The organism is Paenibacillus sp. HB172176 (assembly GCF_011947265.1).
Taxonomy (GTDB): domain Bacteria; phylum Bacillota; class Bacilli; order Paenibacillales; family Paenibacillaceae; genus Pristimantibacillus.
The window spans coordinates 1-25670 of the sequence record NZ_JAATHD010000042.1 but is presented as its reverse complement, the minus strand read 5'-3'; the positions used below and the strand labels follow the sequence as shown (position 1 = coordinate 25670).

21 protein-coding genes are annotated in these 25670 nt (G+C 47.3%); 15 read left to right on the top strand and 6 right to left on the bottom strand.

Translation table 11 applies throughout. The features are described from left to right. Window positions 1-107 precede the first annotated feature (107 nt). From HFP08_RS28085 to serS, 10 genes are all read left to right on the top strand, one after another. The gene (locus HFP08_RS28085) at window positions 108-911 is read left to right on the top strand and encodes a DUF2326 domain-containing protein (protein ID WP_168123944.1); all 804 of its coding nucleotides are present in this window, start codon (window positions 108-110) and stop codon (window positions 909-911) included. A 70-nt stretch (window positions 912-981) separates the two neighbouring features. Continuing rightward, a complete protein-coding gene (locus HFP08_RS28080; RefSeq protein ID WP_168123943.1) occupies window positions 982-2988 on the top strand; it encodes a hypothetical protein in 2007 nt (668 codons plus the stop codon). A gap of 45 nt (window positions 2989-3033) precedes the next feature. Then, on the top strand, window positions 3034-3342 hold the full coding sequence (locus HFP08_RS29790; protein WP_168123942.1) for an SEC-C metal-binding domain-containing protein: 309 nt from the start codon (window positions 3034-3036) through the stop codon (window positions 3340-3342). Between the two features lie 388 nt (window positions 3343-3730). Then, complete coding sequence (locus tag HFP08_RS28070) at window positions 3731-4423, top strand: nuclease-related domain-containing protein (RefSeq protein ID WP_168123941.1); 693 nt, start codon at window positions 3731-3733, stop codon at window positions 4421-4423. A gap of 103 nt (window positions 4424-4526) precedes the next feature. After that, window positions 4527-6632, top strand: coding sequence for an AAA family ATPase (locus HFP08_RS29080; RefSeq protein WP_206109335.1), 2106 nt, complete (start codon window positions 4527-4529; stop codon window positions 6630-6632). Continuing rightward, entirely contained in the window at window positions 6619-7665 is a 1047-nt protein-coding gene (locus tag HFP08_RS28060) for a 5-methylcytosine restriction system specificity protein McrC (protein ID WP_168123940.1), read from the top strand. Before HFP08_RS29080 ends, HFP08_RS28060 begins: the two co-directional genes overlap by 14 nt. A gap of 293 nt (window positions 7666-7958) precedes the next feature. After that, a complete protein-coding gene (locus HFP08_RS28055; protein WP_168123939.1) occupies window positions 7959-8750 on the top strand; it encodes a class I SAM-dependent methyltransferase in 792 nt (263 codons plus the stop codon). Between the two features lie 53 nt (window positions 8751-8803). Further along, the gene (locus HFP08_RS28050) at window positions 8804-9319 is read left to right on the top strand and encodes a GNAT family N-acetyltransferase (RefSeq protein WP_168123938.1); all 516 of its coding nucleotides are present in this window, start codon (window positions 8804-8806) and stop codon (window positions 9317-9319) included. 403 nt (window positions 9320-9722) lie between these two features. Then, complete coding sequence (locus tag HFP08_RS28045) at window positions 9723-10205, top strand: hypothetical protein (RefSeq protein WP_168123937.1); 483 nt, start codon at window positions 9723-9725, stop codon at window positions 10203-10205. Between the two features lie 385 nt (window positions 10206-10590). Beyond that, window positions 10591-11880, top strand: a complete 1290-nt coding sequence (gene serS / locus HFP08_RS28040) for a serine--tRNA ligase (protein ID WP_168123936.1) — start codon at window positions 10591-10593, stop codon at window positions 11878-11880. A 33-nt stretch (window positions 11881-11913) separates the two neighbouring features. On the opposite strand, the gene HFP08_RS28035 is transcribed toward serS, so the two are convergent. From HFP08_RS28035 to HFP08_RS28015, 4 genes are all read right to left on the bottom strand, one after another. After that, window positions 11914-12288, bottom strand: coding sequence for a DUF8042 domain-containing protein (locus HFP08_RS28035; protein ID WP_168123935.1), 375 nt, complete (start codon window positions 12286-12288; stop codon window positions 11914-11916). Between the two features lie 132 nt (window positions 12289-12420). After that, complete coding sequence (locus HFP08_RS29435) at window positions 12421-14931, bottom strand: flagellin N-terminal helical domain-containing protein (RefSeq protein WP_240941928.1); 2511 nt, start codon at window positions 14929-14931, stop codon at window positions 12421-12423. Window positions 14932-15127: 196 nt separating this feature from the next. After that, a complete protein-coding gene (locus HFP08_RS28020) occupies window positions 15128-15307 on the bottom strand; it encodes a carbon storage regulator (protein ID WP_168123934.1) in 180 nt (59 codons plus the stop codon). A gap of 366 nt (window positions 15308-15673) precedes the next feature. Continuing rightward, a complete protein-coding gene (locus tag HFP08_RS28015; protein WP_168123933.1) occupies window positions 15674-15844 on the bottom strand; it encodes a carbon storage regulator in 171 nt (56 codons plus the stop codon). Window positions 15845-16153: 309 nt separating this feature from the next. Here HFP08_RS28015 and HFP08_RS28010 point away from each other — a divergent pair, with 309 nt between their 5' ends. The 4 genes from HFP08_RS28010 (at window position 16154) to HFP08_RS27995 (ending at window position 21135) form a co-directional block, all read left to right on the top strand. Further along, complete coding sequence (locus HFP08_RS28010) at window positions 16154-17716, top strand: extracellular solute-binding protein (RefSeq protein WP_168123932.1); 1563 nt, start codon at window positions 16154-16156, stop codon at window positions 17714-17716. 186 nt (window positions 17717-17902) lie between these two features. Continuing rightward, window positions 17903-18859 carry an ABC transporter permease gene (locus HFP08_RS28005; RefSeq protein ID WP_168123931.1) on the top strand — a complete coding sequence of 319 codons (957 nt, stop codon included), beginning with the start codon at window positions 17903-17905 and terminating at the stop codon, window positions 18857-18859. A 203-nt stretch (window positions 18860-19062) separates the two neighbouring features. Then, window positions 19063-19938 carry a carbohydrate ABC transporter permease gene (locus HFP08_RS28000; RefSeq protein ID WP_168123930.1) on the top strand — a complete coding sequence of 292 codons (876 nt, stop codon included), beginning with the start codon at window positions 19063-19065 and terminating at the stop codon, window positions 19936-19938. Between the two features lie 66 nt (window positions 19939-20004). Continuing rightward, entirely contained in the window at window positions 20005-21135 is a 1131-nt protein-coding gene (locus tag HFP08_RS27995) for a glycoside hydrolase family 88/105 protein (RefSeq protein ID WP_481856628.1), read from the top strand. Window positions 21136-21347: 212 nt separating this feature from the next. Here HFP08_RS27995 and HFP08_RS27990 read toward each other — a convergent pair whose 3' ends face one another. Continuing rightward, window positions 21348-23657: a helix-turn-helix domain-containing protein gene (locus HFP08_RS27990; protein ID WP_168123929.1), complete on the bottom strand. Its 2310-nt coding sequence runs from the start codon at window positions 23655-23657 to the stop codon at window positions 21348-21350. 153 nt (window positions 23658-23810) lie between these two features. Between HFP08_RS27990 and HFP08_RS27985 the strand changes: the two genes are divergently transcribed. Beyond that, window positions 23811-25334 (top strand): extracellular solute-binding protein, encoded by a 1524-nt coding sequence (locus HFP08_RS27985; protein ID WP_168123928.1) that lies wholly within the window; start codon window positions 23811-23813, stop codon window positions 25332-25334. Window positions 25335-25417: 83 nt separating this feature from the next. Here the strand turns inward: HFP08_RS27985 and HFP08_RS27980 are convergent. Further along, window positions 25418-25670 (bottom strand): transposase (locus HFP08_RS27980; protein ID WP_206109208.1); only part of this gene is annotated, 253 nt, incomplete at its 5' end.

The window sequence follows — 25670 nt, the reverse complement described above, 5'->3', positions numbered from 1 at the left end:
CGACTTTGATTCAGCGTCAACTCCAACACTGGATCGCCGCTTTGCCCAGCTACATCAAGGCCTACCTACCTATTTCAAGCTGCGAAAGTTGAGCTATTGAGAATAATATGAAAGAAAATTCACCAATAAGATCTGAACAGTTTGATGATTTGTTACGGTTCTTTCCGGATGCTAATATACGAAATATTACTGAAGTTGAGAAATTTCATTATGAGATAAGGGATGTTTTAAGGACAGAATTGAAGGCGAAAAAGGAAGAATTGAACAAATTAATTTCTGTATCACAGAATGAAATTGATACGATTGAAGAAAGCATTAAGAAAATTATTCAAATACCAAATTTATCAAAAGCCATACTTACAAAATATTCGGAGATACAAAAAATTAGCGAAAAATTAGAGAGTGAAAACAAAGCGTATTTAACCTCAATAAGTCTTAAAACATCAAGAGATGATACCAAAGCCCGCAGGGATCAAATGAGAAAAGATCAATTATATCTACTTCAAATAGAAATTAACACTAAGATGCAGGAGATCAATGATTATATATATTCGGAACAAAAGAAGCCGCCTGTTATCACATTTGATAAAAATCAATATAAATTTGAAACTATTGACGATACTGGGACTGGTACATCATATAAAAACATGGTGGTGTATGATCTAAGTGTACTGGAACTAACAGTATTGCCCATACTAATTCATGATTCTGTCGTCTTAAAACAAATTGCTGATGTAGCGGTAGAAAAAATATTGAAGAAGTACCTTCAATCAGAAAAACAAATATTTATTTCATTTGATAAGAAAAAAGCATACACAGTAGAGAGTCAAAAAATATTGTTAGACACAAAGGTGCTAGAACTTTCTCCTAACGGCAATGAATTATTTGGTAAATCATGGAATGATAAATAATAATTTAATAGTTTGAGAGGGTAATTGATATTTGCACATGGCTAATTAATATGATTAATGAGGTGAACAAATGGGGCAAAAAATAAGTATTGATTGCAATCAGAACTTCCCTTTAATAAATATAAACCCTCTGAGAAATCAGATATCTTCAGATGATCATAAGTCTATGTTACAGGGCATTAGCTCTGAATACCCAAGTGTCAAACAAGAAATTGATAGTTTGATCCAAGATCTAAGGGTTAAAATCTCTTCGTGTGATCCTCTTAAATTAATGAATTTTCTAGTTTCAATGTTTTATTTAACGCTGATGAACAAAACATCTGAATTCCAATACGAACAAGAGGATAACCAGATCACTAGGGCGTTAGAGTATGTCCAGAGTGTGCTTGTATCCTCGGAAAGCAACTACGTTCGACAGGAAGAAGAAGCAGATGAATCGGGTAAATATCATGGGATTCTTAATGATGTCATGGACTTACAAAACAAAATTGTTAACTTTTACTTTGTTTGGACAGCAACTAAATTGGTTGAAGATGAGAGTATTGATATTGAAGTATTACAATACATTGTAGAATCACAAAACTCACAATCTGTTAAGGGGGATCGGTATCAGTACTATCAACTTGAACATATTAAAGGTCTTATTCAGCCGCATCATGAGGTAATTAATGAGTTATTCCACATTTCGGTAGACGATTTTTTAGAAGGATTAAATAAGTTGGAATATTCGCTGTCTTCAGGTAAGGTGGATGCGTTTAATGAGTTTGGGGACTTGTTTGATCACTATGAAGAGTTTATTAAATCTGGTAAGAGTGAGGAAGAGTATCTTGAGCAGGTTGGTAAGAACCCATCTAACTGTGTTGATAATATGTTTGGATACTCATTGTACAATGTAAAAAAAGTTACTGGATGGAGTGACGATCTTATTAATAGCCTGTCACTATCACTTAATTCCAATGATACATTTTTTAGTGGTGAATATGCAGGATGGCCAATTATTGATTTACCTGTGCATAAGAAACCGTTTATTGAAATAGGGGGTATTAGCTACTGTTTTGATTACTACTCTCTATTTGATAACATTTATAGAGTAATGCAAAAAACTATAAGAGAACTTAAACCAAGTTATGTTAATGGTTGGTCACATATTCAACAACATGCTAGTGAAGTTATGGTAGAAGAATTAATGATAGAGCTACTACCAGGATGTGAAACATATAGGGATAACTATTACCCAAAAGGTACCTCGCTCAAAGATTGTGCAGAAAACGATATCTTGGTTGTATATGATAATGTTCTGATAATTGTTGAAGTTAAAGCAGGTTCATTTGTTTATACTCCTGCTATTACTGACTTTAACGCACATGTCTCATCGTTTAAAGCACTAATTGAAAAAGCGGACTATCAATGTGAGAGAACTTTGAGATATATTGAAACTCACCCATCAGCGTCCATATATGATCGAGAAAAGAACAAAAAAGTAGATTTAAAATACTCCAATTTCTCTGATGTGTTTACTGTGTGCGTTACTGTAGATAACTTTAACGAGTTTGCCGCAAAAGCAGAAAAACTAAGCTTCATCAAGCTTGGTACTCATTCAATCTCAATATCAATAGATGATCTGAGAGTATATACCGATATTTTTGATTCACCTTTAAATTTCTTACACTATTTCAAACAACGGAAAAAGGCAGTTCAAACACAACAAATTTCATTAAATGACGAGTTGGATCACCTTGGTTTATATTTAAAGAGAAATTTGTATACATTAGATGCAGAGGAACTAGAGCTTGGAACTAAACTTGTGGCTATGGGCTTTAGGGAAGGAATTGATAACTATTTTGCAAGTTTACACAATACACAACTGAGCTTTGAAAAACCCAGACAGTATATTCCTAGCAGAATTCAAGAAATTATTGATTTTATGTCTCAAAATAATGTATCGCAACGGTACGACTTTTCTACATTCCTGCTAAATTATGATGATGATGGTAGGGACGAAATTGCAAATGCAATTGATCGATCTCTAGAACGACAAAGGCAAATTAATAGAATGAATCAAGTGTCAGCCTACTGAGATAATAGATATTGTCTATTTGTTCATCAGCCTCAAATACAAGCTATGAGTGATAAAAATAAAGAGGATTATATTTTTGCGTCAATGTTGATGCATAATGAGGTTGACCGATTATGCATCAGTCTATACTATTGTAACCGTAATGAATTAATCAATGTTGAGTTTAAGACAATTACAATGAGTCAAATACCTCGTGATAGAATTGAAGAACTCGAAGCTTATAGTAAAAGGCTATTTCAAGGACGAGTCGAAAAGGTTAAAGCGGAGAGTGGAAATAAGAAAATTGGTAGGAATGACCCTTGTCCATGTGGTAGTGGACAAAAGTTAAAGCGTTGCTGCATAGATAAACTATAATGTAAATGCAGAAGACTTTGTCTATGTATATGGGTGTGTTAACGGCTCTTCGTGGGGAGAGTACATTGCTGGTACTGACGAGTGAAGATGCCTCATAGTAATTTTGTGAGATAACACTATACTTACGGTCGCGTATTTCTTATAACTAGCTCAAGCATTTTTCGCTTGGGCTTTTTGTCGTATTAACTCTATCGTTTGTAAACAAAGACTTGATACTTAGGAATAATAAATTATAACCTCCTCCTTGACTAAGTGCAGTTTTTTAGCTTGGGGCAAATTGGATTGATGAATTAGCCGTCTCCTGTTTCATTTTCTTCTTACAAAAAGGGATTCTCATTTAATTTGTCGAATTATACCAAATAAAAGACGACATTAAAGGGGATTCATTATGCTAAAGAAATTGATGGCACTATTTCAAACAAAGGAAAATCCTAAGCCAAAAGCTGCTCCACAAAAAAGGCCATCCAAACCTAAGGTCGAATCGACTCGTATCGGTGAACTTGGTGAGCATAAAATCAATATCCAGCTGGATCAGCTGCCGAAGGAATGTCAGCATTTGAGCGATCTGCTTATTCCTAATTCTAAGTCACGCACCGGCTACTCTCAAATCGATCATCTTATCGTTACCCCGTATGGCATATTTGTGATTGAAACCAAAAACTATAACGGCGAGATTAAAGGGACCCGCGAGGATCGGAATTGGAGCGTTGGAAATCGGTTTAAGATGTACAATCCTTTAATGCAAAACTACGGCCATATTAAAGCAGTGGCGCAGCAATTGACGGATTTTGCTAATGTTAAATACATTTCTATGGTTTCTTTCACAATGCGATGCAGGTTCAGTATCGATCCTGAGCTGAGAAAGATTGGTTCGGACGAGCTTATCGTGTACGACGTGGAGCTCACTGAGTTTATTGAGCGGAAACTAGCGAGACTCAAAGCAGAGAACCCTTCTCCTCGATTTAATGGCGATGAAGTTAGGGCTATCAAAGAGAGAATTGCCTCCCTTAATATAACGGACCGTACAGTTAGAGCTCAGCATGTTGAGCGGGCGAAGGCTTCAAAGGCTAGCTCGAAATAGATTAAGGAGCTCGTTATCAGCCCAAGACATTCCTGGGCTAAGGAGTGAGTGGTGAACGAGATGAAGTGTTTGGTGGGAAATTCACTTATTTTGGAGGAGAACCATGGATACGATTTTTAGTTCTCAAAAGGAAAAATATATTGTCTGGGCTGCTGATAATCTGGGCGAACACACTGGGAATTGGTATTCCCCTTATCTTGAACAACTTGGTTATCTTCTAGAAAAGTTTGGGCTTGATCCTGGATATAAACATAACTTCTTCGAATATCAGAGTTATTCTGAATTCAAAGAAGTCTATCAACAGATAACGAAACAAAGTGATGATGATATCGAGAAGCTAGTGGCTGGCAAGGGAACGCCGCGATATCCAGCAGAGTTTGCCACTAGAAGAACACAATTCAGACAGAGATATGCGGAAGATGAATTTAATCGTGGTGCGAGAAGCAAACCGGATAACTTAGGCGGGATACCTGACTGGGGTGCTCTTCTTAGATCCTATTTAATCTTTCTTTACTATAACGAGAATCCTGCTTTAACGTATCCTAAGAAGGGAAAGAAAATCGCGAATCAAGAAGGCGAAATCGATACTAGCATTAACTATTGGGCTATTGCTCCTGGGGAGCAATCGAGATTATGGGAAGATTTTTATGCTGAAAGTGTCATTGGGATTGGTTGGGATTATCTAGGTGACTTACATAACTACGATTCAAAGGAAGCGGTTGAACGAGAGATATCAAAGCAGAGAGCTGACGGCAAGCGACCTACTAACGATACAAAAGCGGTGTGGGAATTTTATACGGGGATCCAGATAGGCGATACTGTGTATGCCAAGGATGGTATTAAGAAGGTTATCGCGCGTGGTGTCGTTACTGGGGATTATTACTTTGATAGTGGGCAGGCAGAGTATAAGCATAGAAGAAAAGTGGAATGGCAGCAAGTAGGGAAGTGGGAGCTTCGCCAGACCATTGCGCTGAAGACTTTGACATGTCTGAATTCATACCCAGATCTGATTCAAGAGATTGAGCAGGTCATCAATGACGATAAGATTGATCCCAAAAAAGCGGAAGTGAATGAATTTCGCACCTGGTTATCCAATCAAGTCACAGACAATGGAACAACCTTGAACGATAAAACGGTTACGCAAAAATTGAGCGCATTAAAGGACATAGAGAGCCACTTTAATACTCCAATCTTTGGGGAAACAGATACGGAGCAACTGAAGCAATTGAAAGAAGTTGTATTAGCTGACGAATCTTATGGTAAATACAAGGGTGTATCTGGTAGCTCGATCGATTATTACATTCGCTTTATTGAATCGAGACCTACTCTTCAAGAAAATGACCCTTATTCTACGGATGACTTTCTCTCCGATGTTTTTATCGAAAGTGAGGAGCTAACCCGACTAATCTCGGTCATTCAAAATAAGAAGAATTACATTATGAAGGGCGCTCCGGGAGTTGGCAAAACGTACATAGCAAAACGTCTAGCCTATGTGATGATGGAAGAGAAAGATGAGACTCGTGTCCAAATGGTTCAGTTCCATCAAAGCTACAGCTATGAAGATTTTATTGAGGGCTACCGTCCGAAAGCTGAAGGGGATGGTTTTGAATTAAAACAAGGTCCCTTTGTGAAGTTTGCCAGAAAAGCGGCGCGTGATCCTGAGCGTGATTATTTCTTCATTATCGATGAAATCAATCGAGGCAATATGAGCAAAATTTTCGGAGAACTCATGATGCTTATCGAAACGGATAAGAGAGGTGAGCAAATCAATCTGCTCTATTCTAACGATAAGTTTTCCGTTCCACCGAACCTATATATTATTGGCATGATGAATACAGCGGATAGAAGCTTAGCGCTGTTGGACTATGCTCTGAGAAGGAGATTTTCATTCGTCGAAATCCGACCAGCATTTGAAAATGAGACCTTTGAGAAGTATTTGAACACATTAAATAATCCTACTGTTATGCTTCGAGTCATTAATGAAATTAAGCGATTGAATCATCAAATTGTTGAACAACTTGGAGCAGGCTTTCAAATTGGACATAGTTATTTTGTTGGGGAGCCCTATAAAGTTGATTCTGCCAAACGTGTGAAAGAAGTGGTGGAATTTGAAATTATTCCTCAGCTATTCGAGTATTGGTTTGACGATGAACAGAAGGCGAAGGATTGGGCGGGACGACTAAGGGGTTGTTACGATGGAGAGGAATAGCGCGATCCCCATTCGGAATATTTATTATATGCTTTCCTATGCCTACCAAGCTTTGAACCTTTCGGAATATCAACATATGGGAACCGAACAGTTCGAAAACATCAAAGACCTTTATGCAGAAATTTTATCGATTGGGATACCTGTTTTAATTCGAGGCGGGCTGAGTAAGGATTATGTTTCTGTTGAGGAAAGGTCTACTGTTATTAAAGGGAAAATTGATATTAATTCCACCATTAAGACGAATGCGCTGGTAAATAAGAAGCTCATGGTGATCTATGAGGAGTTCTCTGAAGATATCTTATTGAATCAAATCATGAAAGCTACGCTTGTCATCTTGTCTCGTTCAGCAATAATAAATCAAAAATATCGCAGAATATGTTATGGTTTTCTTCCCTTTTTTACTGGAGTATCAGATATAGAGCTGAGCTTGCAGGTTTGGAAGAGGGTTCGGTATAATCGGCAAAATATTCGCTATCCATTCATTATTGATGTTTGCAGATATCTTTTTGAAGAGCTATTGCTCCATGAGAATTTGGCAGACCAATCAAGGAAGGGAGTACAAGATGAACAGCGGCTGTCGTCTTTATACGAAAAGTTCATCTTTTCCTTCTACAAACGTGAAACGGATTATCTGGTATCACGTCCACAGATCCAGTGGTCCGTCGATGACGGATTTACCGATGCATTGCCAATTATGCAAACGGACATTGTTCTTCAAAGAGGAAATAAAACACTGATTGTGGATGCGAAATTCTATTCTGAGAATATGGCAGTAAGATTCGAGGGAGGGGCATCCAAGCAAAAATCGGGAAATCTCTATCAAATTTTCACTTATATCACGAATTGGGAGAGGAAGCCTGCTGAAATCGTCGGCGGTATGCTGCTTTATGCTAGAACGACAGCGTTGCACCAACCAATCCACAAGTATAAGATGAACGGAAATGAAATATCCATAGTAACTCTTGACTTGAATCAAGACTTTAATGGCATTAAAGGTGACCTGCTTGCTTATGCAGATCAATACTTTGAATAATTGGAATGGTCATTGTATATAGTGATTAAAAATTATATTGCCTAAAGCACCTGAAGTGTGTTATGATTTTTGTGGAAATAACCCGTCACTGTGGCTCGTTCAGTTAAGTAGCAAGGTCAGCTATACCAAGCATCATTGTTCCTGAAAGCGAAAATGTCATGCGCATCATCATGAAATGCATAAGAGAAAATAACCCGTCACCTTGGCAGTTAACTTGGGCGGGTTATTTTCGTGTTTTCAGAAAATAGGCACTATAGCGCCTATCATTATTTCTCGAGAAAGCGAGGCTCGACATGAATCACCAACCTTTCATTCCCAGCCAGCACAGTGATTGGATAAAGCCGCATTCCTTCGCCTGGTACGCCCAGATTGGGAAGCTGACGGGCAAGTATGTCTACCCATGGAACAGTTCAATTGTAGGGCAGGATGCGGAAGAGCTATTCGAGCAGGAGGTTGCGGCTATGGTTGCTGGCAAGAGGGTGCTGGATATCGGCTGCGGCGACGGAGAATTCGCGCTTCAGTGGAGTCCCATCGCGGAGCAGGTGACCGGCGTGGATGTGACGGAGGATTTCATTGCCCATGGGGATGCGGGCATTCGCAGGAATGTTCGATTCGTGACGGCGAATACGAAGGAAGCGTTGCCTTTTGCAGATGAGAGCTTTGACTGCGCCTATAATCGCCGAGGGCCCACCTCAGCTTATCTAGATATTGCCCGAGTGCTGAGGCCGGGAGGCCGCTTAATCAGCCTGCATCCAGGCGACGGTCAGGGAAGCAGGCTGCATGAGCTGATGCCTCATCTGTTCTCTCCTCCCTTTGAAGGAACACCGATACTGGATAACATGAAGGAAAGATTAGCAGCAGGCGGCCTTGGACATGCTGAGATTGAAACGGTGCATGCGACTCAGTATCTGCATGAGCCGATCGATGTGATTCGGATGTGCTGCTTCGGTCAGTTGCCCGCTGTGCATGTGGCTGCTATTGCAGAAGCTTTGCCTGAGATTCAGCAAGTATTCGCGGAGCATGCTGCTGCAGAAGGGCTGGCGTTTGAAGCCGTGCATTATATCGTTCGTGTGAGCAAGAGATAGCTTGCAAATCGCGCAATTGGAACGACTGTGCGAGACTGAGGGGAGGGTCAGAGATGGGCAACGGTGACATCCAACAACTGGAGCATAGGCGCGGTTCCATCGCACAGGAGATTCTGGCCGTGCAGCTGCCCGCCTATCGGGTGGAGGCTGAGTTGATCGGAACGGACAGCATTCCTGCCCTACGAGACACCGTTGAGAGCATTGGTCGCAGCGAAGAGTGCTTTGTCGGCTATAGGGACAAGGAGACGGAGCGATTATTAGGTGTTATTTCATATGATATAGAGCCTGAGTCTGGATCTCATCCTGAGCGCGTCAGCATCAATAGGCTTGTCGTTCATCCGGAGCATTTCCGCAAGGGGATTGGAAGGGATCTGCTCAGCTATGTGATGGGGCGTGAAGCGTTGAACCGATGCATGGAAGTGCATACCGGAGCAAAGAATGCTCCTGCCATTCAATTGTATCGGCAGCATGGCTTCGTTGAAGCGGAGAGGCTTGAGGTCGAGCCGGGATTATGGCTTGTGAGATTGGAGCGGTCTATCGAAGATCCGGCGAACGGCACGGACACTTAGGCTAACTCGGAGGCGTTCCCGTCAAGGAGATTCCCATCTCCCTAAGTTTACCGGCCCCGCCCGTTATCGCGGAACGAAGAGGATCAAATCGCTGACAGCCAGGCGGCCGTTAGATATCTGATCAACTTGGGTGGCACCGCGAGAGAAACGCTCCTCGTCCCAATTGGGATTTGGAGCGTTTTTGTGTTTTTTAGACGTTTTAAGCAATGAATACGAAAGAAGTTACCAAGCAATAACGATTAAATAAATGATGGATGGAGAGAAAAAATCCAAGAAATCCATGGGCAAGATGCAACCCAATATTTGCAACATTAATTGGCTTGGCTCCGTTATAATGACAGCGATAGCATCATGCTGTGCCCTCAGTTAACCCGGAAGTTTAAATTGGATGAGGTGATGTTATATGAAACGCAATGCAAAGATCATTTTAGTCTTAACCATTGCTTTTCTAGTATTAGGTGTGTCCTTTATGTTTTATTTTTTTGTTGGTCAGAAATATGCTTATGCTAAGAAATACGCAAATACGCTCTTTGAATATGAGATGCCGGCAGCTACACAAGTCATTGAGAAAGATTTTGATTATGGTGTTTTTTATGGAGGCGGCCCTTGGGGAAGTGGAGGGTATCCAACAATGGTTGCATATATAAAGATATCGACTCAACTTAGCGAGAAAGAAGTGTTTGAACATTACAATAAGAATGGCTTTGAAATATATTTTAAAGGTACAGAAGAACTACAGAAGAATGATAAGGGACAAATCTGGTACGAAGGAAATATTAAAAACGAAGATAGTTTAAGTACCAAAGAAAATAGTAAGGTGCCAATTGAAGTTATTATTCAATATAGGATAGAGTTTACTTATCCCCTTTTTTTCGACTTTAATTAGTTGACGGGAAATGATAGCTTGACGCGAAGGTATCATTTTACACCTTGCATTGAACGAGCGAAGTAAGCTATAATACGTGAAAATAACAGATCGACATCATGCCTGTGAAGAGAATCCAACTCGGAGGCGTTCCCGTCAAGGAGATTCCCATCTCCCTAAGTTTACCGGCTCCGCCCGTTATCGCGGAACGAAGAGGATCAGATCTCAGACAGCCAGGCGGCCGATGTATATCTGATCAACTTGGGTGGCACCGCGAGAGAAACGCTCCTCGTCCCAATTGGGATTTGGAGCGTTTTTTGTGTTTTTTTCAAACGTCGGGCTGGTTGTTGGGTTGCTTGCCGGGAACTCCTTGGCTCGACTACATCAGAAAAAGGAGCGTGGTGACATGTTGGACATGAAGTGGATCAGGGAGCATGCGGAGGAAGTGGAGCGAGTGGCGGTGTGGAAAGGGATAGAGCTTTCCATGGAGGAGCTGCTTGCGCTGGATGCGAGGAAACGTCGGTTGCAGGGGAAGCTGGATGAGCAGAGAACTGTACGCAACAAGAGGTCGGGCGAGATTGCTAAGCTCCTCCGCGAGGGGCGAACGCAGGATGCCGAGGCGAGCAAGGAGGAGGTGAGACGCTGCAATGAGCGGATCGGTCAATGGGAGTTGGAGCTGGCGCAGACGGAGAAGCAGTTCTTGGCATGGTATGAACGCGTGCCGAATATCGTGTCGCCAGATTCGCCGATTGGACGCTCGGATGCGGATAATGTAGAGGTGACGCGAGTCGGCGAGCCGCCCCTCTTCGATTTCCCGTTGAAGGATCACATGGAGCTCGGGGAGCTGCACGGATTGCTTGATGTGGCGAGAGGGGTGAAGGCTGCGGGCAGCAGGCATTATTATTTGAAAGGCGCCGGCGTGCTGCTGCACCGGGCAGTACAACAGCTTGCCGTAGATATGCTGCTGGAACACGGCTTCACATTGCTGGATGTTCCGCTTATGGCGCGTGGGCAAGCGATGTTCGGAACGGGCTTCTTCCCGCTTGGCGAGGATCAGACGTATCGCCTTGCGGAGGAGGATCGTTATCTGGTTGGAACGTCGGAGGTGCCGCTGGTTACCTATTACGCGGGAGAGATTGTCGATGTGGAAGAGCCGATCAAGCTATGCGCGGCATCGATGTGCTTCCGCAGCGAGGTTGGATCGGCGGGGAGGGACGTGCATGGCCTATACCGCGTGCATCAATTCGCCAAAGTGGAGCAGGTCGTCATCTGCAAGGCGGATCCCGAACAATCGGAAGCGATGCTGCAAGAGATAACGGGTCATGCGAAGAAGGTGCTGGAGATGCTTGAGCTGCCCTATCGCCAGATGGCGGTGTGTACAGGGGATATGTCGCAGAAGACGTACAAGCAATATGATCTGGAAGCCTGGATGCCGAGCAGGGCGGCATACGGCGAGACGCATTCTTCGTCGAATGTGCTGGATTTCCAGGCCCGGCGCTCGAATATTCGGTACAGGGACGAGACCGGAGAGCTCCGCTTCTGCCACACGCTCAACAATACAGCGGTGGCGAGCCCTCGCATCCTTATACCATTGCTCGAGAATCATCAGCAGGAGGACGGCTCGATCCGGATTCCTGAGGCGCTGCAGCCTTATTTGGGCGGAGTGAAGGCATTGTCGCCGCCAGTGTCGGGATAGCAGTGTGACAGTATAAGAGTAAGCATGGAGTTGCTAAGCCGCCAGAAAAGGGGACAAAATACGTTCCAACTCACTCTTCCAGCTTTCAAATGCGGGTTGAAGGCTGTTATGAATGCTTGTCAATGTGCGCTCATTATCGTTGCTCTCGAAGGCTGCGGCAGATTGCTCGAGGGCTGTGCGAACCGCCCCCGACGGCTCTTGCAGCTCGATCAGTGGAAGCTGGTTGTCAAAGGATTGGAGGGAATCTTCAATCTGGATAAAGGCTTCAATCAAATCACCGAACAGCAGTATCGCGCCTTCGGAAATCTCTGCTTCAAGGGCCGTCTTAAGATGATTGATGGCTTCCAGGCAGGTATAGGACAGCGCCAATGTGCGCTTCATGACTGTAATATGAGTATGCTTTTCCATTGTATAACCCCCCGTTTCATTGGATGAAAAGAGACTCTGGCAAGCCAGAGTCTCTTCTCTTCTGTCTGTCGTGATAATTGCCGTGAATGCGTCAACCGCTTCACATGATTAATCGATCGAATGCGTCTTCTCTTAACGAAGCAATTGCAGAACGCCTTGCGGCTGTTGGTTCGCTTGAGCAAGCATCGCTTGAGCTGCTTGGGAGAGGATGTTGTTCTTCGTGAACTCCATCATTTCCTTCGCCATATCCACATCGCGGATACGGGATTCAGCAGCTGTCAGATTCTCGGAGGAAGCGCCCAGGTTGTTGATGGTGTGCTCCAGACGGTTCTGATAAGCACCCAGCTTGGAGCGAGCCGAGGATACAGCATTGATCGCATCGTCGAGCACGGAGATTGCAGCAGATGCATTCTCAGCTGTGCTGACATCAAGTGAGTACTCTGTGCTGCCGTCGTTAGTTACGGAATCGGTAGCTGTTAAGTGTGCTACTTTACCATCGGAAGCAGTAATGGAGTCACTTGCAGTATCACCTGTGATCTTCAGAGCCTTCGACCGCATATCTGCGATTTCAACAGACAGCGTTTGTCCGCTGTTTGCGCCGATTTGCATGGTCAGAGACTTGTCGACTTCATCATTGTCGATTTCAAAAGTCGTTGTAGTCGAGTTGGCAAGTGTAGCCTCGTCAGTTGTAAGCGAGATGCCATTGTTGAATGTAACATCATCGCCGGCTTTTGCTGTTTGTGTATCGTACGTAACCGTTCCGCCGTCGTTCGTCAATTCGAAGGTGTATTCTGTCACATCGTCGTTAACGCCGAAGAATACTTCGCCGTCACCGGACAAGTCTGCACCGTCGTAAGTCAAGACAACATCACGGCCAAGGTCGATGGTCGTGCCGTCAGCAGCAGCGCCGGACAGGGAGTATTTCGCTCCGTCTACCGCGCTTCCATCAGCCTTCTGCAATTCAGCTGTGTAGCCGGAAGCTGTCTGAACCGTGAAGTCAACATCATAGCTTGCGCCGGCAGCCAATCCTTGCAAAGCAGACGAGCTAAGATCGATAAGCGCGCCCGATCCGCCGAACGACAGGTTCGTAAGAGCATTCGGGGAGCTTGCCAACTGAAGCTCGGTTACTACAGTATCTGTACCGATCTGAGTACCGGAGACGGACTCTTCCAGGCTGACTGTGTATTGGCTTTGTACGGTTGTCGACAAAGTGTTGCCGGATACGAAGGATGCGCCAGTTGAAGTCAATGTAAGATCCGTGCCGCCGCCATCAAGGTCAAAGGTAAGGTCGCCATTGGAGTTAGAGGCAATTGTGTCCGTTGCGCTCAATGCGCCTTTCGTTACTGTTACTTGGTCAAGCGCTGCGCCGGAAGCGATGTTAATTGTTGCGCCGTCATACGTGCCCGTATCATTCACGGCATCGCCAAGATTCAAACCGCCGATAATGGCATCAACATCTACATCAAACTGCAAACCTGCAACTTGAACCGACTTTGCGCCGTCTCCAGCTGCGCCGGAGATTGTTACTGTGCTGGCAGGGTTGACGCCATCATCGAACGTGAATGTAATATCGGCTGTTGCATCGCCGCCGTCAACAACGTTGATGGTAAGGGAGTTTGCCGAGCCATTGTTAATTGCAGCCGCTTGCGCAGTTGTTGCGTTGGACGCCATTGTGAAGTTGGAGATTACACCGTCAGCTTGCAGCGTATTATTTGTGGCGCCTGTCTCGGTTACGGATGCTGCATCGATTGTTCTAGTGGTTTCAATCGTATACGTTCCGGAATCAGTAGAATCTGCAGTACCTGCTTTGATATCTAGTCCTCCGCCAATCGAGGAATAGATCTGCGCCTTATCGACAGTCAGCGTGTGGGCAACATCGTTCAGCGATGAATTGCTTTCCAGCGTAATTGCTGTGTTGCCGGCAGCGGTATTCAGAATGCTGTCTGTATCTGTGGCAGCGCCATTTAATTGCTTCGTATCTTCTGCAGTGATGGAGATTTTGTACGCGCCGCCAGTCAAATCAACGGTTGAACCAGAAGTTACTGTTGCATCGGTCACGTTTGATAGAACGGAGGATTCGATTTGGGCCACGGTATTAGACGTTACATTAACGTCGTATACACCAGTAGCAGCAGCAGCGTTTTCGTCTACATTAACAGCGGTAATGCCTGCTGCAAGCGTAGTCGAAGCGCCAACCAGAACTTTGCCATCGCCGGTTACGGAGATGTCGCCGTTCAAGATTTTGCGCGTATTGAACTCGGTTGTGTTGCCGATACGGTTGATCTCGGACGAAAGCTGATTCATCTCTTCCTGAATCGCTTCACGGTCTTTCGTCGTATTCGTATCATTCGCCGATTGTGTAGCCAGCTCGCGCATACGCTGCAAGATGGAGTGTGTTTCGCTCAGCGCGCCTTCAGCCGTTTGGATGAGGGAGATGCCGTCTTGCGCGTTGCGAGTCGCTTGATCCAAGCCGCGGATTTGGCCGCGCATTTTCTCGGAGATCGCGAGTCCTGCAGCATCGTCGCCAGCGCGGTTGATGCGTAGGCCGGAAGACAGCTTCTCAAGGTTTTTGGATGAGTTTGCGCCATTGACGCCCAGTTGACGGGATGTGTTCAATGCCGCGATGTTGTGATTGATAATCATGTTTCATTACCTCCGTGTGGTTGATTTGGAATGCAGATCCGTTTGCATTCTTCTTGCCGCCTCTATGCGCTTGTCTGCTCACATCCTGGATCGCGCGCCAATCCAGCGTGTTCACAGCAAGCCCATAAGTCCCGGTCGTCCCTGATCTGCACCACTCATCCCTAAGTGGAAGGTAACTGTGTACGTTATGGCTTACTTAATTAGAAGAAACAATTTTCAGCTTCTGCTCTTCGTACAGTTCTCCCCGCACGATCGGCACGTGCTTCGGCGCATCAATGGCGAGGCGCAGATGACCTTCGTCGCTCTTCACGACCTTCACCATAATATTGTTGTCAATGACGACATATTCCCCTGGTTTTCTGCCTAATACGAGCATGCGACCATCCTCCTTGGAATGTTGTTGATAGCGCCCACAAAAAAATGAGCAAACAAATCGCTGCCGCTCTTCCTCCTGAAGAACGTCAATCGATCGTCTGCTCATCCCTAAGCCTTGATTATTAGGTTACTCTAAGCGTTTCATGCCGCGAACTCCTTACACAAAGAAAAAAGACGAGTAAATATGCGCCTGCAACACGAAACGCTTCGTCTTGTCAGCTGCGCCTATTCACTCGTCCATGAGTGTAATATGATGCTTACACTACATATATCGACAGATGCGGACAAATGTTTAGTACTATTTTGAAAAATTCATAAAAAAAATGCAAGCTTGCCTCGTCGATGTCAATAAGGCGAAAGTCCGAAGCTATTCGTCTCCGCCTGCCTCGTCAACCACCAGCTCGCCGCGTACGATGGAAATCTCCTCCGGCGCATCGATCGCGAGCCTTAGCTGACCGTCCTTGCTCTTGATGACCTTCACGATAATTTTGTCATTGATGACAACGTATTCCCCCGGCTTTCTGCCTACTACCAGCATTCCAATTGCCCCTTTGAAAGTAATGGCTGCTCATCTAAGCTGACTTGTCTCTGTGTGACAATCGTAGCCGAGATGGCAGCTTATGAAACCTAGCAAAAGTTGCAGACATCGCCTTTTCGCGACTATAACGAAAGTTATACCTTGTGCCCCAGGGCTCGAGGTGTCATGTGCCCGCCCGATAATCATTAGCTCAGAAATGGCGTCACGACAGGGTTTTCTAAGCAAATGATTGTATCGGAACCGACTTCGCGCCTGCTAAGCTGAAGATGTTCGAAAGCAATCCAAAACGAAAATCGGAGGTCTGGATGTATGAACAAAAAAATGGTTTCGGTACTCATGAGTCTCGTGTTAGCGATGAGCTTCGTGCTCGCTGCTTGCTCGGACAGCAGCAACAACGGCAATAATAACGAGCCTGAGAAATCGGCAGGCGCGGACCCGACGGCTAAGACAGAAGAGACGGCAAAACCGGCAGAGCCAGAGAAGCCGACGAAGATAACGATCATGCTTCCGCTGAATACGGCCGAGACGCCGCCGGACACGATTAAGAAGGAAGTCGAGAAGCTGACGAATACGGAGCTAACTTATCAATTCTTCCCGGCTGACACGTATGAAGAGAAGCTGAACGCTTCGTTCGCGACAGGCTCATTGCCGCAGGTTACTTATATGAAGAACCAGGCGACATTCATGCAGATGAGAGAAGCGATTCGCGACGGACAATTCTGGGAGATCGGCCCATACCTCAGCGAATTCCCGAATCTCAGCAAGCTGAAGCCTGAAGTACTGAACAATACGAAGGTTGACGGCAAGCTGTACTCCTTGTACATCGGACGTCCGCTGGCGCGTCAAGGCATTATTTTCCGCAAGGACTGGGCGGATAATCTGGGACTCAGCGCTCCGACAACGACGGATGAGCTTTACAATATGATCGAGAAATTCACGAACGGAGATCCGGACAAGAACGGTCAGAACGACACAATCGGCCTGACAGATCGGAACGACCTGGTGTATGGAGCGTTCAAGACGCTGTCCTCTTGGTTCGGCACACCGAATAACTGGGGCGAGAAGGACGGCGGACTGCAGCCGGAATTCATGTCCGACGGCTATATCGCGACAATGGACTTCATGAAGAAGCTTCGTGACAACAAGCTGATGAATGTCGATTTCGCGGCAACTAGCAAGACGGATCAGATTAACCTGTTCACAAGCGGCAAGGCAGGCGTGTACATCGGTTCCATGCAGGATGTGAACTCCTTGCAGAAGGATTTGATCAAAAACGTTCCATCTGCGGTTATCGATGTGGCAAGCTTGCTTACGGGTCCGAACGGCGAGAAAGGCTCATGGGCTATTCCTGGCTACAACAACGTCGTATTGTTCCCGAAAAACGCGACCAAATCTGAAGAAGATCTGAAGAAGATTCTTGCTTTCTTCGACAAGATGATGACGCCAGAAGTGTCGAACATGATGTATTGGGGCATTGAAGGCACGCATTACACCGTTGTAGACGGCAAAGCGAAAGCTTCCGAGGACAAGGAGCTGACAGAGCGCGAAGTGAAGGGCTTTAAGGACAGTGTGATCGGAGAAGCGGAAACAAACGGCATGTATGAGAGCTATATTGATCTGCCGGCGCGCGTTCATGCGGAAGAGTTGATCCCTCAGAACGAGAAAGTAGCCGTGAACGATCCGACTGCGCCGCTTGATTCCCCGACATACACGGAGATGGGTACGCAGCTGCAGGAATTGATCAAGGACGCGACTTACAAATATATGTATGGACAGATCGACAAAGCCGGCTTCGACAAGGCGATTGAGGATTGGAAGGGACGCGGCGGCGAGAAAATGATTGAGGAATACTCTGCAGCCTATAAGAAATAGCGAATGACTGCGAGAGTCATGCATAAGCAGGCAAGCAGATAAGCAAGGATGCCGGCAGGCCGTCTGTTGTCCGAATGCAGGTAGCTTGAATACCTGCGCTCGGCATCAGACAGCTTCCTATCTCGAAAGCAGGCACAATCATCGCTCATCGAACAACAACACTAGGTATAGAGAGGAAGAAGCCTTATGCCGCAAGCAACCATTCAGCAACAACAGGGGACGCCGGGGCTGAGAAGAAGCAGCGAGCTGAAACGGCGGCTCTGGCGCAACAAATGGCTGTACGTCATGACGGTCCCGGGAATTATCTATTTCATTATCTTCAAATATGTGCCGATGCTCGGACTCGTTATTGCCTTCGAGGATTACAAGCCGCATTGGGGCATTCGGGGCAGCGAATGGGTCGGCTTCAAGCATTTCCACCGTCTCTTCACGGAGCCGGATTTCCTGAATATCCTGACCAATACCTTGCTTCTGTTCGGGATGAACTTGCTCTTCTACTTCCCGATACCGATTATTCTGGCGCTTATGCTCAACGAGGTTCGAATTTCCTTCTTCAAGCGCTTCTTCCAGACGTTGGTCTACTTGCCGCATTTCATGTCTTGGGTGATCATCGTGTCGATCTCCTTCGTTATGCTGACGATGGACGGCGGTATTGTGAACGAGATGCTTGTCTACTTCGGGATGGAGAAGATTAATTTCTTGCTCAGCATGGAGTGGTTCCGGCCAACCTATATCATTCAGGTCATCTGGCGGGAAGCGGGCTGGGGCACGATCATTTATCTGGCGGCAATCGCTTCCGTCGATCCGCAGCTTTACGAAGCGGCGCGCATGGACGGCGCGGGCAGAGCCAGACAAGTATGGCATATTACGCTTCCGGCAATACGCAGCGTCATTATTATTTTGCTCATATTGAAAATTGGCGATGTGCTGGAGCTTGGCTTCGAGCATGTGTATCTGCTGCTTAACGCGATGAACCGCGACGTGGCTGAGATTATCGATACGTATGTGTATACGGCTGCCCTGCAACAAGGTCAATTCAGCTATAGCACGGCGATCGGCTTCTTCAAATCGTTGGTTGGACTTGTTATGGTCATGCTGGCGAACAAGCTGGCGAAGAAGATGGGCGAGGAAGGCGTGTATTAGGGCGTGTATGCAACCCCCCTTAGGGGCATCTTACACCGCCTTTTCGCCCCCTACTGCGTTGCTTTTCCTTGATGTACCCCCGGTACACCTTCGAAAAACCGCCTTGCATGGAACGGAAATTCGGCATAATCTGCTTCCTTCGGAGTTTGCACACACGCCCTAGAGCTGAATTACACAAGGACAATGGATCAGGAGGGTGACCTATGGTAGAGGACCGTACGCTTCAAGGGCGATTATTCGCCGCTCTAAATTATACGTTATTGTCAATCATTGCATTTGTGACGGTGCTGCCGTTTCTCCATGTGCTTGCGGGGTCGTTCACGACAAGCGCGGAGATGGCGGTGAAGAAATTCATTCTGATTCCGACCGTGTGGAGCTTTGACGCATACAAGTTTATTTTTTCGACGAATACGATTTTCCGGGCGATGGGCGTGTCGATAGGCGTTACGTTCTTCGGAACGATCTTCTCCATGCTGGTGACATCGCTTATGGCATACGGACTGTCGCGCAGGGATCTGGACGGACGCAGGATCATTATGTTCCTCGTTGTCTTCACGATGCTCTTCAGCGGCGGATTGATTCCGACATTCCTGGTCGTGCGGGGGATGGGACTGATCGACAGCTATCTGGCCTTGATCATTCCGACATCCATCAGCGCGTTCAACCTTATTATATTGAAGAATTTCTTCCAAAATATCCCCGAAGGTCTTGAGGAATCCGCCAAAATCGATGGCTGCAGCGACTTCGGCATTCTGTTCCGCATCGTGCTTCCGCTCTCGATGCCCGCGATTGCGACGCTGTCGCTGTTCTATGCGGTGACGTATTGGAACACCTATATGAGCGCGATTCTGTATTTGAACGACAGCTTGAAATGGCCGATTCAAGTGCTGCTGCGCCAAATTGTCGTACTTGCAAGCGGCATGGATTACAGCTCGGATCTGGATTCCGCGGTTCCGCCGCCGGATCAGACAATCAAGATGGCGGTTATCGTAGTGGCGACGCTGCCGATTCTGGTTATCTATCCGTTTCTGCAGAAGCATTTCGCCAAGGGTGCGATGCTCGGTTCGATCAAGGGGTAGCTGGCTCAGCGCTGGGCAAAGCGAACCGGCTGCGGCATATTGGGGTGAAAGGGGGAGGATGCGGTTATGGTAGAAATGACGAAGAAGCTGTCTCCGCTTGAATGGGCAAGGGCAGCATGTGATACGCTGGCGGGCAGATACGCGCCGGAGGAGCTTCCTCCCGCGGGGCGCTGGCATTATCATCAGGGCGTCTTCCTGTGCGCGATGGAGATGCTTCTCGTAAGGGAGCAGGATGCAGGGGGGGCGAAGGAGCGCTGCGAGCGTTACAACGCATATATCAAGCGTTATGTGGATAAGCTGGTGGACGTCAACGGCAACTTCGACTTCGCCCGCGACCAACTCGATGCGATACAACCGGGGCTGCTGCTCTTCCGGCTTGACAAGCAGGCGGTAGGCGATCTGCGTTATCAGAAGGCGGCGGATAAGCTGAGAGGCTTGTTCGGCACCCTGCATCAAACCTCGGAGGGAGGCTTCTTCCATAAGGATAAGTATCCTTATAACATGTGGCTGGACGGTCTGTACATGGGCGGCGTGTTCGCTCTGAAATATGCGAATGCATACGATGAGGACGGACTGAGGGCGATGGTTCTGCAGCAGGAAGCGTTGATGCGCTTCCATGCACGAGACCAAGAGACGGGCTTGTTCTATCATGCGTGGGACGAGAGCGGGAGGATGCCGTGGGCGGATGAAGTCACGGGCTGCTCGCCGGAGCTGTGGGGAAGAGCCATAGGCTGGTATGGCCTCGCGGTCGCGCAGTTTATGGATGAGCTTCCCGAGAGTCATGCGCATCTCGAAGCATCGCTTGCCGAACTCGCTCAGTCGCTGATTCGTTATCAGGATGCCCCGAGCGGATTATGGTATCAGGTGGTTGACAAGGGACATCTGGCGGATAATTGGCTGGAGACGTCATGTTCCTGTCTATTCGTCTATACGCTGGCTAAGGCGTACAAACGGGGACTAATCGGCGAAGAGGGAGTTGCCGCCGCCCGCAGAGGCTATGAGGGCCTGATAGCCATACTGAAGCAGGACGAGCATGGCCTCCTCTTGCCCGATATCTGTATCGGCACCTCGGCCGGAGATTACGAGCATTACTCGACAAGGCCGAGAATCAGCAACGACCTTCACGGCGTCGGAGCGTTCATCATGGCCTGCGTGGAGATGGAGGGGCTTTTAGAAGGTGTTCAAAAAGTCCATTAAACGAATAATGGTCAGTCTGGACAAGGTATGGATCATGTCTATGGCTGCGGAGAATCGGAGCGGACCGTAGATGCACTATTTTAGCGGAATGAGCTATTTTTAGGATTTCGCGGACAGAGATGACTTTATATTCAATAAAACGGCGTTTTTTTTAATTTATTGAGGATATAGCGCCTCCTGTGTCCGCCAAAATGAACAAACTCAGCACGCAATTATGCGCGCTTCTTCCCCCGATATTGCCCGGGCGTAAGTCCCTCTTGCTTCCGGAAGGAGCGGATGAAATTCTGAGAATTGTTGTAACGCAGTCTCGCCGCGATATCCTTAATCGGCATATCGCTCTCTGCCAGCCATTTCTTCGCCATCTTGAAGCGATACATCGACAGATATTCGCTGAAGGAGTGATTGGTTTCCTTGCGGAAGACGCTGCTAAGATAGTTCGCGTTATAATGAAGCTTCGCCGCGCATTCCTCCATGGTGAGGTCGGTTTCATAATGCTGCTGAACCAAATCAATGATTTTCTCCGAGATATTGTGGTACTGCGCTTCTTGCCTGTCCTTGAAAATCTTGATAAGCGGATGAATGACGCAGCTCCAGAACCAGTCTTCGATCTCCGTGTACGTATGCAGGCTGAGCAGTTCCTCCAGCAGTGAGCCCTTCATGGGATGCACCTGGCTGAGGCTCACGCCGGATTCCTGCATCATAACGAGCAAATTGTTGAGCAGCCGGGCAAGAGGAATCTGATATTCCTGCGGCGTCAGCTCTGCCGCGAACACAGCCTGCAAGAACTGCCCGAGCAGTTCCTTGGAGGCTTCCTTCTCGCCCAGCTTGATTGCGTCGCCAAGCTCGTTCTCGATATAGCCGGGGTAGCTTAGATTCAGATAATGCTTGCCTTCGCTGTGCTTCTCGTATTGAATAATGATGCCGTCGCCAAGCTTCATGCGCTGCTTGAGCGCTTCCCGGCCCTCGCGATAGGCGCCGGCAAGCTGATCGAAGGAGGAGAACGGCAGACTTACGCCGATGCTCACTTGAAGATGCAGATAATGGGCGATCTCGCTCTGAAGCTTCTCGGTCAATCCATTCAACTCCTGGTGGAAGCCGCTCAGATCTTGCTCTGCGCTGCCGATGACTGTCACAATCGTGCCGTCCATGACAACGGGCGCAAGTCTGGAACCGCGCGGAATGAGCTCCTCCAGCATATTCTGAATCGCGAAGAAGAGCAGCTCGGTATCCTCCTTGGAGTACCTGGTGTCTTCCAGGAAATCGATCTGCAGCGTGATGACGGAGATCGTCTTCCAGTTCTGCAGGTGATCGCTGTAGCCGAATTGCTTCAGCTTGTCGGGAATTTCGCTGACCCGAACATTGCCTTGCAGCGCCCTCATAAGGAAGAAGGTTCGCACTTGATGAATATGCTGCTGCACCTCTTTCTCCAGCATGCTCTTGGATTGGAACAAGGTGTGCACGCGATCGCCGATCGCTTGAAATTCATTCTTGTGACGCTTTCGAATATCCGCAGCCCGCTCGCCGATCTGGGTCAGGAGCAGCTGAATCGGCGAATACATCCGGCGCGAGCCGAGCCATGCGAGCAGCATGGAGAGCAGGAGCATCAGCACGCATATATAGACGGTGTACATCCCGATCTTGCCCGACTCTTTCGTCATGCTGGAGATGGAGGTAACGGATAGATACTGCCAGCCGTTCAACTCGGAGCGGTAGTAAGACACGGATTGCCTCGCGCCGCTGATGGCTGTCTCGAATTGGCCGGAGCCGCCAATCAGGTCTTCGGCGGGAATGCCCGCGGCGGATGCGGCTTTGCCAATCAATTCAGAGTCATGATGCAGAAGGATGCGATTGTTCTCGTCGAGAATAATGATATTGGCATAGGGATCCTCCGTTTTTCCCGTCTCAAGAAGATCCTGCAAGCTGCAGGTGGGGATATTGGCCAGGGCGAGCCCGTATTTCTCGAGCCCGGTGGACGGGAGAAGCTTGATCAAGCTGATGCTGTACGGGCACTCCACGCTGCTGCGGGCATTCTCCTCGCTGTAGAACCATTCAGAAGGCGTCAGCACCCAGGAATTCCCCTGTCCGGTGCCAAGGAGCGCCTTCAGCTCGTCGTAATAGGCGTATTGATCGAAATCATACAGACCGGAGTTCTTAATCATCCAGTTATGCCGCTCGTTGATGACGACAACATCCTCCAGCTTCGTGTCGAAGGACTGCATGTACCGGATTTCATTGCGAAGATCATTGTACGTCATGAAGTCGGTTGCGGAGAGCTTCAGATTCATCGCCTTCTTCAGCACGGTCGATTGAATGACCTGATTCAAGGTATGGTTGACAGTTGTGAGCTTCTGCTCTACATTGGAATTAATTTGCATGATTAATTGCAGCTTCCCGTCGTTGACATTCTTCTGAATCTCATTGGACGAAGTCGCATACGAGAATGCGCCGATGAAGATCACCGGAAGCGTACTGAGAAGGAACCCGAACAGAGTCATTTTGCTGAGAAAAGATAATGATCGCATGGCAGCCACACCTTACCTGTCTGAATTGGTATAATAGATATACATCTTATTCTAGTAAACGCATACATTCCCGGCAATGATCATCTTTGGAATCGATAATCATTTGCTTAGATTATGTCGGTTATGGGGCGCAAAGACAAGGAGGAGTTCTTGATGTCGTTGTTGAAGGGCTTGTTCGCCGCTAATTGCGCAAGAAGCGCGGCGATCTTGATTGCTATTGCCGTTCTATGCGCCGCATGCTCCTCATCTGCGGATGGAGAGGCTGGATCGGGCAAGGGAGCTGTTCACGAAGTAAGCATCATGGCTCCGCTGCACTTTCCGCATCCCCCCAGCGACGAAGTCATGCAGCTGCTCGAGAAGCTTACCGGCGTGAAGCTGGACATCAACTGGGTGCCGGACGGCATCTATACCGATAAGATGAACACCGCGCTCACGACCAATTCGCTCAAGAAAGCGACCTTTGTGAAATATACCGATTATATGTTCATGAAAAATTCCATTAAGACTGGCGCGTTCTGGGAAATCGGACCTTATCTGGACCAATTCCCGAATTTACGGCATCTGAACGACGATATCTTGAATCAGGCAGCGATCGACGGCAAAATATACGGCTTGTACACGGAGCGCCCCTCCTCCAGGCAAGGCATTATTATTCGCGAGGATTGGTTGAATGCGCTCGGTCTCAAGAAGCCGGGAACGTTAGAGGAGCTCTATGAGGTGCTGCGTGCGTTCACGAAGGAGGATCCGGACGGCAACGGCAAGGATGACACAATCGGGCTTGCGGATCGCAATGATCTGGTGTTCGGGGCCTTCAAGACGCTCAGCTCTTATTTCGGCACGCCGAATAATTGGGGGGTTCAGGGGGGGCAGATTGTTCCGGAATTCGAAACGCAGCCCTATATAGATACGATGGATTTCATGAAGCGCTTGTATAAGGAAGGACTCGTCAATAAGGATTTCGCCGTGACAAGCAAGGAGATGCAGCGGGATTTGATTATTCGGGGCATCGCGGGCGTCTATATCGGCAGCATGACCGACGTGCAGCGTCTGGCGGAGGAGGCGAAGCAATTCAATCCGGGGGCCGGCTTCACCTTGGCGAATCGCATCGAAGGACCGAGCGGCTATCATGTGTGGTCGATCCCGAATTACAACGGCCTCTATCTGTTCTCGAAGAAGGCGATTCGGACGGAGGATGAACTGCTGAATATGCTCAGCTTCTTCGATCGCACGATGGATAAGGATGTCGCCAATGTGCTCAAATACGGCATCGAGAACAAGCATTATCTCTTGAAGGACGGAGAAGTACAGCTTCCAGAGGAAACCTCGCAGCTTCGCACATCCGAGATCGACGCGCTCTATGCACTCATGATCGCGGATCTCAGCAACCCGAATGTAATGAAGGTCGGCGAGCAGGAGAAGTTGTGGGAGATCGCGGAGCAGTATACGGCGGACAACGATAAGTTCATCGTGAAGGACCCGACCATCGGCCTGGAGTCGAAGACGTATGACGAGAAGAGCGTGGAGCTCTACAAGATCATCTCCGACGCCACGTACAATTACATGCTGGGCAATCTGGACGCGGCCGGATTCAAGGCCCAGGTTCAGCAGTGGAAGCAGCAGGGCGGCCAGCAGATCATAACGGAGTTCTCAGAGGCTTATGCGGCTGGGGGCAGATGAGAGATAATACAATCCTGATTTAGCTAGCCTAGAACTCGTTGTGGATTAATTAGCTATATAATTTGAACTAAAGAAATCGATAGTTACATCCTGACACAAAGCCGATCGATAATGGAACTTGGGTTTTTCATAATTTCGTCCATGAACAAACCGACGTTTTTTCGAATGTCGGCAACGGTGTGATAGAACACATTGTTGATTACATTGGATTTCAGCCATTTCCAGAGCCCTTCAACAATATTTAACTGCGGGCTGTAAGGCGGCAGAAACACCAATTCGAGTCGACCATTCAGTTCGTCCAGGAACGGTTGGAGCAGCTTGGCGTGATGAATCCGG